Below are 16850 nucleotides of genomic sequence, written 5' to 3' on the forward strand. Positions count from 1 at the left end.
TTTCCTAAAAGAGCGGAACACAACTGTGTTCCTTTCTTTTTAAGCAGGAGGCCATGCGCGAGAAGTTTTGTTGGTTGAACACCGAGCGTGTTCAATTCAAAGTGGAGGGTGAATAATTGGAACAGCCAGTATTTAAACGTGTTGTCTTAAAGGTCAGCGGAGAGTCCCTTTCCGGTCAAAACGGCTACGGTATTGATGCAGACACGATCTCATCGATTGCCCAACAGGTAAAAGAGGTTGTTGCACTTGGTGTTCAAGTTGCTATTGTATGTGGCGGCGGAAACATCTGGCGTGGAATTGCCGGTAGCGAAAACGGCATCGATCGTGCAACTGCAGATTATATGGGTATGCTGGCGACAGTAATGAACTCGTTAGCACTCCAGGATGCATTGGAACAGATTGAAGTACCTACGCGTGTACAGACATCTATTGCAATGCAACAGATTGCAGAGCCTTATATTCGTCGTAGAGCTATTCGTCATCTGGAGAAAGGCCGGGTCGTTATTTTTGCAGCAGGTACAGGTAACCCGTTCTTTTCCACTGATACAACAGCAGCACTGCGCGCAGCGGAGATTGAAGCAGAAGTTATCTTGATGGCCAAAAACAAAGTAGATGGTGTATACTCAGCAGATCCGTTTAAGGACAGTACAGCTGTGAAATTTGATCAGTTGACTTACATGGATATTCTTAACAAAGACCTTGGTGTAATGGATTCGACGGCATCCTCGCTTTGTAAGGACAACAACATCCCGTTGATCGTATTTGCCATTACGGAACAAGGTAACATCAAGCGCGTTGTTCTGGGTGAACGTATCGGAACAATCGTTAAAGGGAGTGTAGATTAATGCCACAAGCGGTTAAACAACATGCCGAAGAGCGTATGGAAAAAGCAATTCAAGCATTGCGTCGTGACCTGGCTACTTTGCGTGCAGGCCGTGCAACTCCAGCTCTTCTGGACCGAATTCAGGTAGAGTATTATGGGGCTATGACGCCTTTGAATCAACTCGCTAATATCAGTACTCCGGATTCCCGTACACTGATGATTCAACCTTGGGACAAATCTTCCATGGGTGATATCGAGCGTGCCATCATGAAATCGGATCTGGGACTTACCCCAGCGAATGATGGTAGCATGATCCGTTTGTCTATTCCGGCATTGACGGAAGAACGCAGAGCGGAACTTGTGAAGTTGACGAAGAAGTTCGGTGAAGAAGGTAAAGTGGCGATTCGTAACATTCGCCGTGATGCGAATGATGACATTAAGAAAATGGAGAAGTCAGATATTTCCGAGGATGAATCCCGGAGACATCAGGACGATATCCAAAAATCGACCGACAAGTATATTGCTGAAGTCGATAAGGTACTCGCTGCCAAAGAAAAAGAAATCATGGAAGTGTAAGACAAGCGCAGCCCCTCCAATACGGTGGGGTTTTGTCTCTTTTTCCAAGCTTCAGATGAAGAAACTTCAGGGATTTTGGAGGAACAGGAATGATCAAACGGGTTCGGTCGTGGTGGAATGGGGCTGACAAGCAGGAAACGCTGACTATATCCGAGGACAATATCCCGCAGCACGTCGCCATCATCATGGACGGCAATGGACGATGGGCCAAACGTTTGGGACTCCCGCGTATAGCCGGGCACCAAAATGGCATGAAGGCGGTCAAACGTGCGACCATCGCGGCGGATGAACTGGGCATCAAATATCTGACGATGTACGCTTTTTCGACAGAAAACTGGACGCGTCCAAAAGAAGAAGTGGATTTTCTGATGCGACTTCCGCAAGAATTTCTGGCTATAGAGCTGGATGAACTTATAGAAAAAAATGTGCGCATTCGCATGATGGGCCAAGAGGAACATTTACCTTCTCATACCATCAATGCCTTGCGGGAAGCCATTCGTCTTACGGAACATAATACAGGTCTCGTTTTGAACTTTGCAATGAACTACGGAAGTCGTCGCGAAATGACGGACTGTGTTAAACAGATCGCTCTGCAGGTGAAATCGGGGGAACTATCGGCAGAGGACATAACACCTGAACTCATTGATAGGCATATGCTGACGGTTGACATGCCCGATCCGGATCTGCTGATCCGGACGAGTGGAGAGTTGAGATTAAGCAACTTTATGCTTTGGCAGCTTGCATATAGTGAATTATGGTTTACGGATATATACTGGCCCGAATTTGGCAAAAAGCATTTGCTTGAAGCAGTAGCCGAATATCAGCGCAGAACAAGGCGTTACGGCGGTTTGAAATAGATGGAGGATGAAGCCGTTGAAACAGCGATTAACGACAGGAATCATAGCAGGTGTGTTGTTTTTAGGTTTTTGCATGCTGGGCGGACCCTGGTACCATGGTTTGGTATTGCTTATGGCTCTCATCGGTTATTATGAATTTGTTAAAATGACCGGGGTGATGCCTTTTTCAGGTGTGGCCCTGATTGGATATGCTGGTGTGTTTGCCATTGTATTTCCTTGGGAAATGCTTTGGGAGGCAAGACCGCTATCCTTATTTCAGGTCATCTGGATTGTAATGCTTGTACTGATGACAGCTTCAGTTGTCACCAAGAATAAGGTTCCCGTAAATACAGTAGCCATGCTTTTCCTCGGCGTGCTGTATATAGGGATCGGTTTCTATTACATTGCAGAATCCAGACATCTGCATCATGGATTGTTCTGGACGTTCCTGTTGCTGGGCTCCATATGGGCCAGTGATGCAGGGGCTTATTTTGTAGGGAAACTCATTGGTAAAAACAAACTCTGGCCTTCCATCAGTCCAAACAAGACTATAGAGGGTGCACTGGGTGGCATCGTGATTGCAATTGTCACTTCGGTTGTTTTTGCATTAGTGTCAGATGGTCTGCTCTCCTGGCAGAGAGCGATCGTGATCGGAATTGCCTGTGCAGTCGTAGGTCAGATGGGTGACTTGATCCAGTCTGCATACAAACGTGTATATAATATCAAGGATTCAGGTAGTCTTCTCCCAGGGCATGGAGGCATTCTTGATCGGTGCGACAGCTGGATTGTTGTGTTTCCATTCGTACATATACTAATGCTACTGCCCTACTAAAGAAGAACATGAGCCTGAGATAACAGCCTTGTTCGCCGTAGGCATTGGATAATTAAAGATGAGGTGCAGCATGAAAAAAATTGCGATTCTCGGGTCGACCGGTTCCATCGGAACCCAGACACTAGATGTAGTAGACATGCATCCGGAACTCTTTCAAGTGGAGGGACTGGCTGCCGGAGGCAATACAGACTTGCTGATCGAACAAACCAAACGTTACCGACCTAAGAAAGTATCGGTGGGTTCCAAAGAATTGGCTGAGAAGGTAGCTCCACATTTGCCTGCAGGAACGCAACTATTTTACGGCAACGAAGGACTCGTAGAAGTTGCGGCAGGAACCGATGCTCATACGGTTGTTACAGCGGTGGTGGGCAGTGTTGGATTGGAGTCAACGCTTGCTGCCATAGATGCAGGTAAACAGATCGGACTGGCCAACAAGGAGACGTTGGTTACAGCGGGGCATATCGTCACGACAAGAGCCGCTGCCAAAGGAGTCTCTTTACTGCCCGTTGATAGTGAGCACTCTGCTATATTCCAATGCTTAAATGGTGAAAACAGAGAACGCCTGACAGGCATAACGCTCACCGCTTCAGGCGGATCATTCCGTGATCTTACCCGTGAACAGTTGAATAACGTGACTATAGAGGATGCACTTAAACATCCGAATTGGTCAATGGGCTCCAAAATCACGATAGACTCGGCAACGATGGTAAACAAGGGGCTTGAGGTCATTGAAGCACATTGGTTATTTGGTCTTCGATATGATCAGATTAATGTATTGCTTCACCCGGAGAGCGTTATTCATTCCTATGTGGAATTTGATGACACCAGCATCATCGCTCAACTGGGGAATCCGGATATGCGAGTTCCCATTCAATATGCACTGACTTACCCTGATCGCTTACCATCACCAGCACAGCGTCTGTCTCTTGCTCAAGCTGGGAAATTACATTTCCGTGAGATGGATATGGAACGTTTCCCGTGTTTAAGAATGGCGTATGAGTGTGGTAAAATGGGAGGAACCGCAACAACGGCTTTTAATGCAGCCAACGAGGTTGCTGTAGCCCGTTTCTTGCGTAAAGAGATTTCATTCCTTAAAATAGAAGATATTATTGCTTCTGTGCTGGAAGCACACCACAATGTGGACGAGCCTGATCTGCAGGAGATCGCCCGATGTGATCAGGAGAGTCGCAAGCTTGCGTCCAGTCTGTAATCTCTTTTTTCATAACAAAATGGAAGAAGTGATTCTCTTGTGCGGCATCAGAGAATAATGATAATCTAGAGGGACAGACTGCGGTATGTGCCGTGAAGGAGGATGGATAGGGATTGGAAACCATACAAGTGGTATTTCTAACGGTGCTCATGTTCTTTGTCATCGTGACGGTTCATGAATGGGGGCATTATTACTTTGCCAAACGCGCCGGTATTCTTGTACGGGAATTTGCGATCGGTTTTGGTCCCAAATTGTTCTCATATAAAAGAAACGAGACCCAGTTTACATTGCGTTTGTTGCCTTTTGGTGGGTATGCACGGATGGCAGGGGAAGATCCGGAACTGGTAGAGATCCAGGAAGGACAGACCATTGCGGTAAGATCTGCAGATGACCAGGTGAAGATGATCTATCTGGACCAGCTGGATAACCGAAAAAATGTAATACGTGGTGAAGTCATCTCCATTGATATGGAGAGAGCCTTGAAGCTTCAACTCGATGTAGATGGAGAGATTCAGGAGTATCGTATACATCCCCAAGCGATGTTGGTAAGTCGTGGTAAACAAACGCAGATTGCACCGAAAGATCGTCAATTCGGTAGCAAAACCGTTGGACAGCGTGCATTGGCTATTTTTGCGGGACCGTTGATGAACTTTATCTTGGCTTTTGTGCTGTTTGCTGTATATGCGCAGATGGCGGGAGTTCCAGTGGAGAATCCGAAGAATCTTGAAATTGGTGAAGTGCTTGAAGGTGGGGCAGCCGATCAGGCGAACCTGCAAAAGGGTGATATTATCGAAACCATCAATGGTACTGCTATTGGTACGGATTCACAAAAAATGGTGACGATGATTGCCGATTCCAAGGATAAGCCGATGGAATGGACACTACGTCGGGGGAATGAAACGTTTAATATAACGATTACTCCACGTGCTGTAGAAGGACAAGAGGGCGGAAAAGTGGGAATCGTACCTACATTACCGACTCGATCTGTTGGGTTTGTAGAGACCTTTACGGTATCAGGTGTAGCCATGGTTGATACAACCAAAGTGATTTTTGAAGGGTTCAAACATCTGATCAATCAATTCAACATGGACGATATTGGTGGGCCGGTTCGTACGTTTGAAGTGACAGGGCAAATTGCTAAACAAGGAATTGAACAGTTAACGAGATGGGCAGCCATTTTGAGTCTGTACCTTGGGATTTTCAACCTGTTACCAATACCTGCACTGGACGGAAGCCGTCTGGTATTTTTGGGAATCGAAGCGCTGCGCGGCAGACCTGTTGATCCAAACCGCGAAGGCATGGTGCATTTCATTGGATTTGCGATGCTGTTTGTATTGATGCTGGCAGTAACTTACAATGATATATTACGTTTAATTAACGGATAATTACGGTTGGACTACGCTCTGGACATTCAGAGATAGTCGTTATGGGAGGACGCTGGAGTCTTATGTCAAAGGAAAATGATAAACAGTTCGTGACTGAAATCACACCACAGGGTGAGGATTTCTCACGCTGGTATATTGATGTTATCAAAAAAGCTGATCTCATGGACTATGCACCCGTACGCGGTTGTATTGTGTTCAAACCAGACGGTTTTGAGATCTGGGAACACATCAAGGATGAGTTGGATCGTCGTTTCCGGGAAACCGGTCATCGCAATGCATATTTCCCGATGTTCATTCCTGAGAGCTTCTTTCAAAAGGAAAAAGAGCACGTGGAAGGCTTTAACCCTGAATTACCGTGGGTTACAGAAGCTGGGGGAGAGAAGCTGGAAGAACGTCTGGCAATCCGTCCTACATCCGAGACGATTATTGGTCACATGTATTCCAAGTGGATTCAGTCTTATCGGGATCTTCCGGTACTGATCAACCAGTGGGCCAACGTAGTTCGTTGGGAAAAAAGAACGTTGCCTTTCCTTCGCACAAGTGAGTTCCTGTGGCAGGAAGGTCACACTGCGCATGAGACAGAAGAAGAAGCACGTGAAGAAACGATGAAAATGCTGGAGATTTATCGTGAAGTGGTTGAGGAGTATTTGGCTATTCCTGTAATTGTAGGTCAGAAAACCAAATCCGAGAAATTTGCGGGTGCGGTGGATACGTACTCAATCGAAGCCATGATGAAGGATGGACGTGCTGTACAAGCAGGTACATCACACTACATGGGAACGAACTTTGCAAAAGCATTTGAAATCCAGTATCTTAGCCGGAACAATGTCCTGGAACTGGCTTACACCACCTCATGGGGAGTAAGCACACGATTGATCGGTGCTTTGATTATGGTTCATGGAGATGACCGTGGTCTCGTACTTCCTCCTAAAGTAGCACCTACGCAAGTGGTCATGATTCCAATTGGACCTCCGAAAACACGTGATGCTGTTGTGGGACGTGCAGATGAGTTGTTCACTGAGTTGAAAAAAGCTGGAGTTCGTGTGAAAATGGATGATCGCAGCGATGTTCGCCCAGGTTGGAAATTCAATGAATACGAGATGCGCGGTGTTCCGATTCGTTTGGAGATTGGTCCACGTGATATGGAAAATGGCGTTTGTGTGCTCGTATCACGCATCACAGGTGAGAAAAAAGTGGTAGAACAAGCGAACCTGGTAGAAGAAATCCAGTCTATGCTGACACAGATCCAGGTAGATATGCTGGAACGTGCCCGCACATTTATGTCGGATAACTTCTATTCCGTGGATACACTGGATGAAATGAAAGAACTGATGGAAAATAAACGCGGGTTTACACTGGCTGGATGGTGTGGTTCAGAAGCTTGCGAAGATAAAGTAAGAGAAGTTACAGGTGCAACAAGCCGGAACATCCCGTTCCAGCCTGCGGAAGAAAAGCATACGTGCCTGGCTTGTGGTGAACAGGCAGAACACACGGTTGTGTTTGCAAGAGCATACTAAGTCAGGATCACTTGACGAAAAGCACTTATTCACCGGTTAAGTAATGAATGGAGAGCTTCTGTCGGATAAAATGAGTCGGTGCGAGTTCGGATCGGTGACATTTTTGAATGCAGGGGCTTTTCATGTTTTAAAGGGGGTACAAGGAGGAACACGATGAGCGGATTCGAGGAGAAGAGAAAACGGTTTGAGTTGTTGATGAAGCAGGCAGAGCTACCGGCTGGTCTGTTAGAGCCCTATTTTTTGGATGGATGGATTGAACAAGTAGAGACCAATCGGAGTAATCGGGAGTGGAATATTCTAATTGCGAAGGATACGTTGGTACCCGCTCCAATCTATCGCACTTTTTGCCTGCATATTCAGGAGAAGATGAATCACATCGCCAAAATTTCATTTGGCTTCAAATATACGGATAAGGTACAGAATGGCGATATCGTCAGTGAATATTGGAATCTGTTTCTGGAGTGGGTTACCCGTGAGATTCCATCTGTAAATGGTTGGATGAACCGGACTACGTTTGAATGTGAAGAGGATCTCCTACAACTGACAATGAGTGATGCAACGTCGATGGAATTGGCTCGTAAGAAACAGATTGATCAGGCCATTACGAAATTCTATGACAAGTATTTTCATTTACCGCTCCGCATCAAGATGCAAGTGGGCGAAGTGGCCAACAATAAAGAGGCGATGGAGCAGTTCCAGGCCAAAAAACGTGTTGAGGAACTTGAGGTCATCGAGAAGATGATGAGTGAAGTGGACACAGAAATCCCGGTGGATGAGGAACAGGGCGATGTGCGCTTGCAAATGGGTTATGATATCAAGGAGCCGGCAGTGCCTATGCAGGAAATCCAGGATGAAGAGAAAAAGGTTACGCTTCAAGGTTCGGTGTTTGGTCTGGATCGTAAAGAACTGCGCAACGGAAATACACTATTTACATTCTATCTGACCGACTTCACGGACTCCATGCAAATGAAGATGTTTGCCAAAACAAAAGAGGATGTTAAAATTCTCAGTTTGCTGGCTAACGGTAAATGGGTAAAAGTGCGTGGTCGTGTAGAATATGACCGGTTTATGCAAATTCCTGAACTCGCCATGATTCCTTCGGATCTGATTGAAGTCAAGGCACCGCCATCCCGCAAAGACAATGCACCAGAGAAACGGGTGGAGTTCCATTTGCACTCTACGATGAGTACGATGGATGCTGTAACTTCGATCGACAAATATGTGAAAATGGCAGCTGAGTGGGGACATAAGGCGATTGCTGTCAGTGATCATGGTGGTGTACAGGTATATCCCGAGGCTTCCAAGGCTGCTAAGAAAAACGGGATTAAAATGATCTACGGCCTTGAGGCCAATGTAGTGAATGACTCCGTTGCGGTCGTCATGGCTCCACAGCCGTTGGATCTCCAAACAGCGACATACATCGTATTTGATATCGAGACCACAGGTTTGTCGGTAACACAGAACAAAATCATTGAGATTGCAGCAGTGAAGATGCAAGATGGTAAAGAAATCGACCGTTTTGCGACGTTTGTGAATCCGCATGAACGCATTCCCTACAACATTCAGCAATTGACTAATATTAATGATGACATGGTAAAAGACGCACCTGAGCTGGAGCCTGTTATCCGTGATTTTGTGCAGTTTGCTGGTGATGGTGTACTTGTTGCGCATAATGCACGTTTTGATATGGGCTTTATCCAAGCTTCCCTGAAACAAATTGGATTGCCAGAGCTACCTAACCCTGTCCTTGACACGTTGGAACTGGCGCGATTGTTATTTCCAAAAAATAAGAACCACCGTCTGAATACGATGGCGGATAAATATAAGGTCGGACTCGAAAGCCATCACCGGGCCATTGACGATACGGTTGCACTCGCAGGTATCCTGATCGGATTATTAAATGATGCTGCCCAGATGAAAGGATTGACGAGACTCGATCGCTTGAATGATTATGTCGGTGTCGACTTGTCGAATACAAGACCTTTCCATTGCGGAATCTATGCACTGAATGATATCGGCAAGAAAAACCTATATAAACTGGTTTCTCTCTCTCATACGGAACATTTCAAGAGGGTACCGTGCATTCCCAAATCGAAACTGATCAATTTGCGGGAAGGCCTCGTTATTATATCGGGCTGTGAAAAAGGTGAATTCTTCGAAGCGGTGCTTAACAAATCGCTCGAAGAAGCGGAAGAGATCGCCGAGTTCTATGACATACTGGAAATCCAACCACTTACAATGTATATGCATCTGGTGGATAAAGGTTTGGTGGCTACTCCTGAAGAAATCAAAACAGCAATTCGTAAAGTCATTGATATCGGGACGAAATTGTCTAAACCGGTTATTGCCACAGGTAATGTTCATTACTTGGAACCTCGGGACAAACTATATCGGGATATCACCATTCACGGAATTACAGGATTTAGTCCACTGAAAGATCAACGTAAACCGGATGCGCATCTTAGAACGACAGAGGAAATGCTGGAAGAGTTCAAGTTCCTCGGCCAAGACAAAGCTTACGAAGTCGTCGTTACCAATACAATTGAATTGTCTGACCGATTTGAGGAAATTAAGTTGTTCCCGGACAAATTGTTTACTCCGATTCTGGAAGGTGCGGACGATGAAATCCGTAATACCTGCTATGACACAGCCAAGTCTATCTATGGTGAGGAATTACCGGAAGTGATCGTGGCACGACTGGAGAAAGAACTGATACCAATTATCAAATATGGTTTCTCTGCCAACTATCTGATCTCGGAACGATTGGTTAAAAAATCGAATCAGGATGGGTATCTCGTAGGTTCGCGGGGATCGGTTGGTTCCTCTGTTGTTGCTACATTCCTGGGTATATCCGAAGTTAATCCATTGCCTGCTCATTATATTTGTGTGAATTCGGAATGCAAACACAGCGAGTGGTTCCTGGATGGTAGTGTTCGGAGTGGATTTGACCTTCCCGAGAAAGAATGTCCGGATTGTGGTAACACCCTTAAAGGAGAAGGCCAGGATATCCCGTTTGAGACTTTCCTTGGATTTAAAGGAGATAAAGTTCCCGATATTGACTTGAACTTCTCGGGTGATTATCAGCCTCATGCTCATAACTATACGAAAGTATTGTTTAGTGAAAAGAGCGTTTTCCGTGCGGGGACCATTGGTACAGTGGCTGAGAAAACAGCATTTGGCTTTGCCAAGAAGTATGAGGAAGAACATCACAAGAAATGGCGCGGAGCTGAGTTGAATCGTTTGGCTTCTGGGTGCACTGGGGTGAAACGGAGTACTGGACAGCATCCCGGCGGTATTGTCGTTGTGCCTGATTATATTGAGGTCGAAGACGTTACACCTGTTCAGTTCCCAGCTGATGACGTTAATGCGGAGTGGAAAACAACACACTTTGATTATCATGCTTTTGAAGAAAACTTGCTGAAACTTGATATTCTGGGGCACGATGATCCGACTATGATGCGGATGTTGCAGGATCTGACAGGGGTCGACCCAACGACCATTCCGATGAATGATCCGAAAGTCATGAGCATGTTTAACTCAACCGAAGCTTTGGGTGTTACACCGGAACAGATTCGGTCACCAGTAGCAACATTTGGCGTGCCGGAGATGGGGACGAAATTCGTACGTCAGATGCTTGTCGAATCCCAGCCGACGTCTTTTGCCGATTTATTGCAAATTTCCGGTTTATCCCATGGTACAGGGGTATGGCTTGGAAACGCTCAGGATCTGATTAAGAACGGAACGTGCAACATTAAGACGGTAATTGGTTGTCGGGATGACATCATGTTGTTCCTGATCTATAAAACGGGAATGGACGCAAGTCTGGCCTTTAAGATTACCGAGAGTGTTCGTAAGGGACGTGGTCTGCCACAGGAATGGATTGACGAGATGAAGAATTGCAAAGTGCCTCAATGGTACATTGATTCTTGTCTCAAAATCCAGTACATGTTCCCGAAGGCTCACGCGGCCGCTTATGTTATTTCCGCAGTACGTACGGCATTCTTCAAGCTATATCATCCGATTGAATATTACGCAACCTACTTTACGGTTCGGGCGGATGAGATCGATATCGAACTGATGTGTCAGGGATATGATGCAATCTATCGAAAAATTACAGAGATCGAGCAATTAGGTTTCCAGGCACCGCCGAAAGAGAAAAACATGCTACCTGTTCTTGAAATGGGTCTGGAAATGGCAGCACGCGGATTCTCGCTGAAACCTATTGACTTATATCGTTCGGAAGCGACGAAGTTCATCGTTGACGGAAAAACACTAATACCTCCATTTTCAGCTTTGGCAGGAATCGGGGATAATGCAGCTCGAAATATCGCTGCGGCAAGAGATCATGGTGAATTCCTGTCGGTGGAAGATTTCCAGCAGAAATCGAAAGCGAGTAAGACAATTGTTGAACTCCTATCGAATATGGGATGTTTCCGTGGCTTGCCAGAGAGCAATCAGCTTTCCTTGTTCTAGGATCAGATTTGAATAAGGGAACAGGCATTAATCGGGGATACGTAATTTTTTCTTCATTAGTAAGTAATCTGCCTGAATGATCGCTTACTTGTCACTATTACCAGACTATGTTATAATTTTTGAAGTGAACGAGATAGTACGAATTTCTAAAGAGTGGGGAAACCCACTCTTTAGTCTTTGGTATACAAGAATCTTGGGTATTTAATAATCTGCCAGTGCTATTTTGCTGGTGTAACCTAAGTTGGAGGTTATTGGTTTTGAGCACAACGAACATTAAATCTACCGTGGAAGAAATGATCCAACCCTACTTGAACGAACAAGGCTTCGAGCTGGTTGACATCGAATACGTCAAAGAAGGCAGCAACTGGTTTTTACGGGTGTATGTCGACAAAGAGGGTGGCATCGACATCGACGATTGCGTCTTGATCAGCGAAAAGCTGAGCGCCAAGCTGGATGAGAACGATCCGATTCCAACCATCTATTTCCTTGAAGTGTCTTCTCCCGGTGCGGAGCGTCCATTGAAAAAACCTGAGGACGTTACCAAAGCCGTAGGCAAAAATGTTTTTGTAACAACCTACGAGCCGGTGAACGGATTGAAGGAATTTGAAGGTAAGCTGTTATCCTTTGATGACGGGGAACTCGTGATCGAAGCAGGTAAGAAACAGCATGCTATTTCTTATGATAAGGTTGCCAGTGCGCGCCTAGCTATTTTGTTTTAAGTGCCTTGTTCACTTTATTAATGAAAAAGACACATCTCACGATAACGGCAAGGTGCTCATGAGTTCAGAGCCTTTCGCCGTTTTACGTATGAGATGCCATGTTTGAAAGGGGGATCAACATTCATGAGTATGGATTTTATTGAAGCAATGAATGAATTGGAACGGGAAAAAGGGATCAGCAAGGATGTGCTGTTTGAAGCGATCGAGGCTGCACTAATTTCCAGCTACAAGCGGAATTTCAACACGGCCCAGAATGTGCGTGTTGACATGAACCGTAATACGGGAGTTATTCGGGTGTATGCCCGTAAATTGATCGTGGAAGAAGTCCTGGATTCACGTACCGAAATTTCATTGCCTGCTGCACGAGAAATCAACCCACACTTCCAGCTGGAAGATATTGCGGAGATTGAAGTTACGCCGCGTGATTTCGGACGTATCGCCGCACAGACTGCCAAACAGGTAGTGACCCAGCGGATTCGTGAAGCCGAACGCGGCCTGATCTACAACGCTTTCGTAGATAAGGAAGAAGATATCGTTACGGGAGTGGTGCAGCGTCAGGATTTGCGCAATATCTACATCGATCTGGGCAAAATCGAAGCGGCTTTACCGCTGACCGAATTGATGCCGAACGAGAAGTTTGTTCATGGTGACCGTATTAAAGCGTATATCACCAAGGTCGAGAATACGACCAAAGGGCCGCAAATCATTTTGTCCCGTACCCATCCGGGCCTCTTGAAACGTCTCTTTGAACTGGAAGTGCCTGAGATCTTTGACGGTGTAGTTGAGATTCGCTCCGTCGCTCGCGAAGCAGGGTTCCGCTCCAAGATTGCCGTACATTCCCGCAACGAGGAAGTTGATCCAGTTGGATCTTGTGTAGGTCCTAAGGGAATGCGCGTGCAGACCATTGTGGGTGAGCTGCGCGGTGAAAAAATCGACATCGTTCGTTTCTCCGATCAGGTAGACGAATATGTAGCTAATGCACTGAGTCCTTCCAAAGTATTGGAAGTTCATGTATTTGAGGAAGAAAAGATGGCTCGGGTTATCGTTCCGGACTATCAACTTTCGCTCGCTATTGGTATTAAAGGCCAAAATGCCAGATTGGCAGCCAAATTGACCGGCTGGAAAATCGACATTAAGAGCGAGAGCCAGGCGGAACAGGAATTCGGCAGAGAAAAAGATTCTTCTTCTGAAATGCATCAGGATTCCGTCTCCGTCGACTAAAGTAAAGTACGGGGGGCGCTGACGTATGAAACCAAAAAAAGTGCCGCTGCGCAAATGTGTGGCATGCCAAGAAATGATGCCCAAAAAGCAGCTGATCCGCATCGTTAAAACGCCAGAGGATGAAGTGCTAATCGATTTGACTGGCAAAAAATCCGGACGTGGTGCCTATTTATGCGGCAAAGAGTCCTGTTTTAAACTCGCACTCAAAAACCGGGCTTTGGATCGGGCGTTAAAAGGCAAAGTTTCACCTGAAATTTACGAGCAATTAGCAGCTGACTTCATCGCGGTTGAGGATGAATTCAAAGCAGCACAGGAGCGTGAACATGACTAATATTAAAACGCTGTCTTATCTGGGACTCTCTATGCGTGCAGGTAAACTTGTAACAGGTGAAGAAATTGTACTTAAAGCGATCCGTTCTTCCGAAGCTAAAATGGTTATTGTTGCGGGTGACGCCTCAGCCAATACACAAAAGAAATTTCGCGATAAATGTGGAACTTATAAGGTTCCTCTGTTAATCGGATTTGACCGGGATAGTCTGGGTTCAAGTATCGGTAAAGACACGCGTGTTGTTCTTGCAGTAACGGATCGAGGGTTTGCAAAAATGATCTCCAAGCAAGTCGGTATAATGTCGGAGGTGGAGTATATTGAGTAAACAGGAAAACAAGGATAAATTGCGAGTTTATGAATATGCGAAGTCCCTTAATATGAGTAGTAAAGAAATTATAACCATTCTTAAAAAGCTGGAAATTCCCGTAAACAATCATATGAGCGTCATGGAGAATGGTTCAGTCGGTAAGGTGGAACAATTTTTTAAAGATATAAAATCCACTGCGGCTTCGAAACAAGGCAACGATGCAAAACCAGTTGCTACTTCGGCAGTACGCAGTGACAAACCAGTGGACAGCAATAAGCCGGCCGGCGGAGTGAACACGCCGATTAGCAGTAACCCATCCGGTAGTCCCGTACAAACAAAAATACAACAGGAAAAGCAGGTAGGTATGAACAATAGACCAAATTCCAACAATAACAATGGCACCCAAAGACCCAGCGGCCAAGACAGCCGCAACAGAACGAACTCTTCCCAAGGCTCAAGCCAAGGAGGACAATCAACTAACCGTCCAAGACCAGCTCAAGGTGGACAAAGCAGTACTGCGTCCCGTCCGCAAGGATCGGGTCAACGTCCGAATAACAGCGGTGGCGGTCAAGTAAGAACTTCAGGACCTAACAGCGGTGGTAATACAGGTACTGGCGGCAACCGTAGCGGTGGCCAAGGTCAGAGCCAAGGCCAAGGTCAAGGCCAACGTAGAAGCGGTCCAGGTGGCACTACTGGCAACAACAATAGTGGTAACCGGTCAAATAGCGGTGGCGGTGGACGTCGTTATGATGACAACCGTGGCGGCAACTTCCGTGGTAACCGTGGTGGCAAAAACAACCGCAACAGAAATCAACAACAGTACCAACAACGTGAGAAAATTGATAACACACCTAAGAAAATCATCGTTCGTGGTGATATGACTGTTGGTGAAACAGCGAAGTTGCTCCATAAGGATGCTTCCGAAGTTATCAAAAAGCTCATCGCTATGGGCGTTATGGCAACAATCAACCAAGAGCTTGATATCGAAACGATCCTTCTGCTTTCAGGTGAATTCGGTGTTGAGGTTGAAGTGAAGATTGTGCTTGAAGATGACCGTTTCGAAACACTGGAAGAGAATGATGATGCTGCTGACTTGCAGGCTCGTCCACCAGTAGTTACGATCATGGGTCACGTTGACCATGGTAAAACGACTTTGCTTGATGCCATTCGTTCCACGAATGTAACAGGCGGCGAAGCAGGCGGAATTACGCAACATATCGGTGCATACCAAGTTGAAATCAACAACAAAAAAATTACGTTCCTCGATACTCCAGGTCATGAAGCGTTTACAGCGATGCGTGCACGTGGAGCACAGGTTACGGATATTACAATTATTGTCGTAGCTGCTGATGACGGTGTTATGCCACAAACAGTTGAGGCCATTAACCATGCCAAAGCTGCTGGGCTTCCGATTATCGTGGCTGTCAATAAAATCGACAAACCGGGTGCTGATCCGGATAAAGTAAAACAAGAATTAACTAATTATGAACTCGTTCCGGAAGAGTGGGGCGGAGATACCATCTTTGTTAACGTGTCAGCGAAGCAAAGAATGGGTCTGGAAGGTCTGCTTGAAATGATTCTGCTCGTAGCAGAAGTGAACGAATACAAAGCGAACCCGGACAAACGTGCCCGTGGTACAGTGATTGAAGCCGAGCTGGATAAAGGACGTGGCCCAGTTGCCCGTATCCTGGTACAGCACGGTACATTGAAAGTCGGAGATGCTTTCGTAGCAGGTAACTGCTTCGGTCGTGTTCGTGCGATGGTCAATGACAAAGGTCGCCGTCTGAAAGAAGCTGGACCTTCAACGCCTGTAGAAATCACAGGTCTGACTGAAGTTCCAGGTGCGGGAGATCCATTCATGGTGTTTGAAGATGAGCGCAAAGCGCGTTCCATCGCTGACAAACGTGCGATTACGCAACGTGAATCCGATCTGGGTACACATACTCGTGTAACGTTGGATGATCTGTTCCAGCACATCAAAGACGGCGAGATTAAAGATCTTAACGTAATCATCAAAGGTGACGTACAAGGTTCGGTTGAAGCATTGAAAGGTTCCCTTGCGAAGATCGAAGTTGAAGGTGTGCGCGTGAAGATCATTCATAGCGGCGCTGGTGCAATCACTGAGTCCGACATCATTTTGGCTGCAGCATCTAATGCCATCGTGATTGGTTTCAACGTTCGTCCTGATAACCAGGCGAAAGCAACTGCAGATCAAGAGCAAGTAGACATTCGTCTGCATCGCGTAATCTACAGTGTTATCGAAGAAATTGAACAAGCGATGAAAGGAATGCTTGATCCGATCTACAAAGAAAAAGTTATCGGTCATGCTGAAGTTCGTAGCACGTTCTCCATCAGTAAAGTGGGTACCATCGCTGGTTGTATGGTTACCTCGGGTAAAATTACGCGTTCTGCGGAAGCACGCCTGATTCGTGATGGCATCGTCCTTTACGAAGGTAAGCTGGATTCCCTGAAACGTTACAAAGATGATGCCAAAGAAGTAGCCCAAGGCTACGAGTGCGGTATCACACTGGATAAATACAATGATCTCAAAGAGGGCGACGTTATCGAAGCCTTCATTATGGAGACAGTACAACGATAAGCAAGGAAGCATGAGGTGAACAAC

The 16850-nt window shown here is 46.0% G+C and carries 13 protein-coding genes; all 13 read left to right on the forward strand.

Features of this window, described 5'->3' with window-relative positions; genetic code table 11:
- The first annotated feature begins 116 nt into the window (after positions 1-116).
- The 13 genes from pyrH to infB all read left to right on the forward strand — a co-directional run bounded on the left by pyrH (position 117) and on the right by infB (position 16826).
- Positions 117-845: a UMP kinase gene (gene pyrH / locus PAHA3_RS05525; protein WP_017689153.1), complete on the forward strand. Its 729-nt coding sequence runs from the start codon at positions 117-119 to the stop codon at positions 843-845.
- Positions 845-1399: a ribosome recycling factor gene (frr, locus tag PAHA3_RS05530; protein WP_062833820.1), complete on the forward strand. Its 555-nt coding sequence runs from the start codon at positions 845-847 to the stop codon at positions 1397-1399. The genes pyrH and frr overlap by 1 nt, the downstream gene beginning before the upstream one ends.
- A gap of 89 nt (positions 1400-1488) precedes the next feature.
- The gene (locus tag PAHA3_RS05535) at positions 1489-2256 is read left to right on the forward strand and encodes an isoprenyl transferase (RefSeq protein WP_017689151.1); all 768 of its coding nucleotides are present in this window, start codon (positions 1489-1491) and stop codon (positions 2254-2256) included.
- Between the two features lie 16 nt (positions 2257-2272).
- Positions 2273-3067, forward strand: a complete 795-nt coding sequence (locus PAHA3_RS05540) for a phosphatidate cytidylyltransferase (protein ID WP_062833821.1) — start codon at positions 2273-2275, stop codon at positions 3065-3067.
- Positions 3068-3137: 70 nt separating this feature from the next.
- Positions 3138-4277 (forward strand): 1-deoxy-D-xylulose-5-phosphate reductoisomerase, encoded by a 1140-nt coding sequence (locus PAHA3_RS05545; protein WP_062833822.1) that lies wholly within the window; start codon positions 3138-3140, stop codon positions 4275-4277.
- A gap of 113 nt (positions 4278-4390) precedes the next feature.
- A complete protein-coding gene (gene rseP / locus PAHA3_RS05550; RefSeq protein ID WP_062833823.1) occupies positions 4391-5662 on the forward strand; it encodes an RIP metalloprotease RseP in 1272 nt (423 codons plus the stop codon).
- Positions 5663-5724: 62 nt separating this feature from the next.
- The gene (proS, locus tag PAHA3_RS05555) at positions 5725-7179 is read left to right on the forward strand and encodes a proline--tRNA ligase (RefSeq protein ID WP_062833824.1); all 1455 of its coding nucleotides are present in this window, start codon (positions 5725-5727) and stop codon (positions 7177-7179) included.
- Positions 7180-7332: 153 nt separating this feature from the next.
- On the forward strand, positions 7333-11652 hold the full coding sequence (locus PAHA3_RS05560) for a PolC-type DNA polymerase III (RefSeq protein ID WP_062833825.1): 4320 nt from the start codon (positions 7333-7335) through the stop codon (positions 11650-11652).
- 257 nt (positions 11653-11909) lie between these two features.
- A complete protein-coding gene (rimP, locus tag PAHA3_RS05565; protein WP_062833826.1) occupies positions 11910-12371 on the forward strand; it encodes a ribosome maturation factor RimP in 462 nt (153 codons plus the stop codon).
- Positions 12372-12494: 123 nt separating this feature from the next.
- Positions 12495-13592, forward strand: a complete 1098-nt coding sequence (gene nusA / locus PAHA3_RS05570) for a transcription termination factor NusA (RefSeq protein WP_062833827.1) — start codon at positions 12495-12497, stop codon at positions 13590-13592.
- Positions 13593-13617: 25 nt separating this feature from the next.
- Positions 13618-13923 carry an RNase P modulator RnpM gene (rnpM, locus tag PAHA3_RS05575; protein WP_017689143.1) on the forward strand — a complete coding sequence of 102 codons (306 nt, stop codon included), beginning with the start codon at positions 13618-13620 and terminating at the stop codon, positions 13921-13923.
- Positions 13916-14245, forward strand: a complete 330-nt coding sequence (locus PAHA3_RS05580; RefSeq protein WP_017689142.1) for a L7Ae/L30e/S12e/Gadd45 family ribosomal protein — start codon at positions 13916-13918, stop codon at positions 14243-14245. Before rnpM ends, PAHA3_RS05580 begins: the two co-directional genes overlap by 8 nt.
- Positions 14238-16826, forward strand: a complete 2589-nt coding sequence (infB, locus tag PAHA3_RS05585) for a translation initiation factor IF-2 (protein WP_062833828.1) — start codon at positions 14238-14240, stop codon at positions 16824-16826. The genes PAHA3_RS05580 and infB overlap by 8 nt, the downstream gene beginning before the upstream one ends.
- Positions 16827-16850 lie beyond the last annotated feature (24 nt).

This window comes from Paenibacillus amylolyticus (assembly GCF_001570725.1).
In the GTDB taxonomy this organism is placed as follows: domain Bacteria; phylum Bacillota; class Bacilli; order Paenibacillales; family Paenibacillaceae; genus Paenibacillus; species Paenibacillus amylolyticus_A.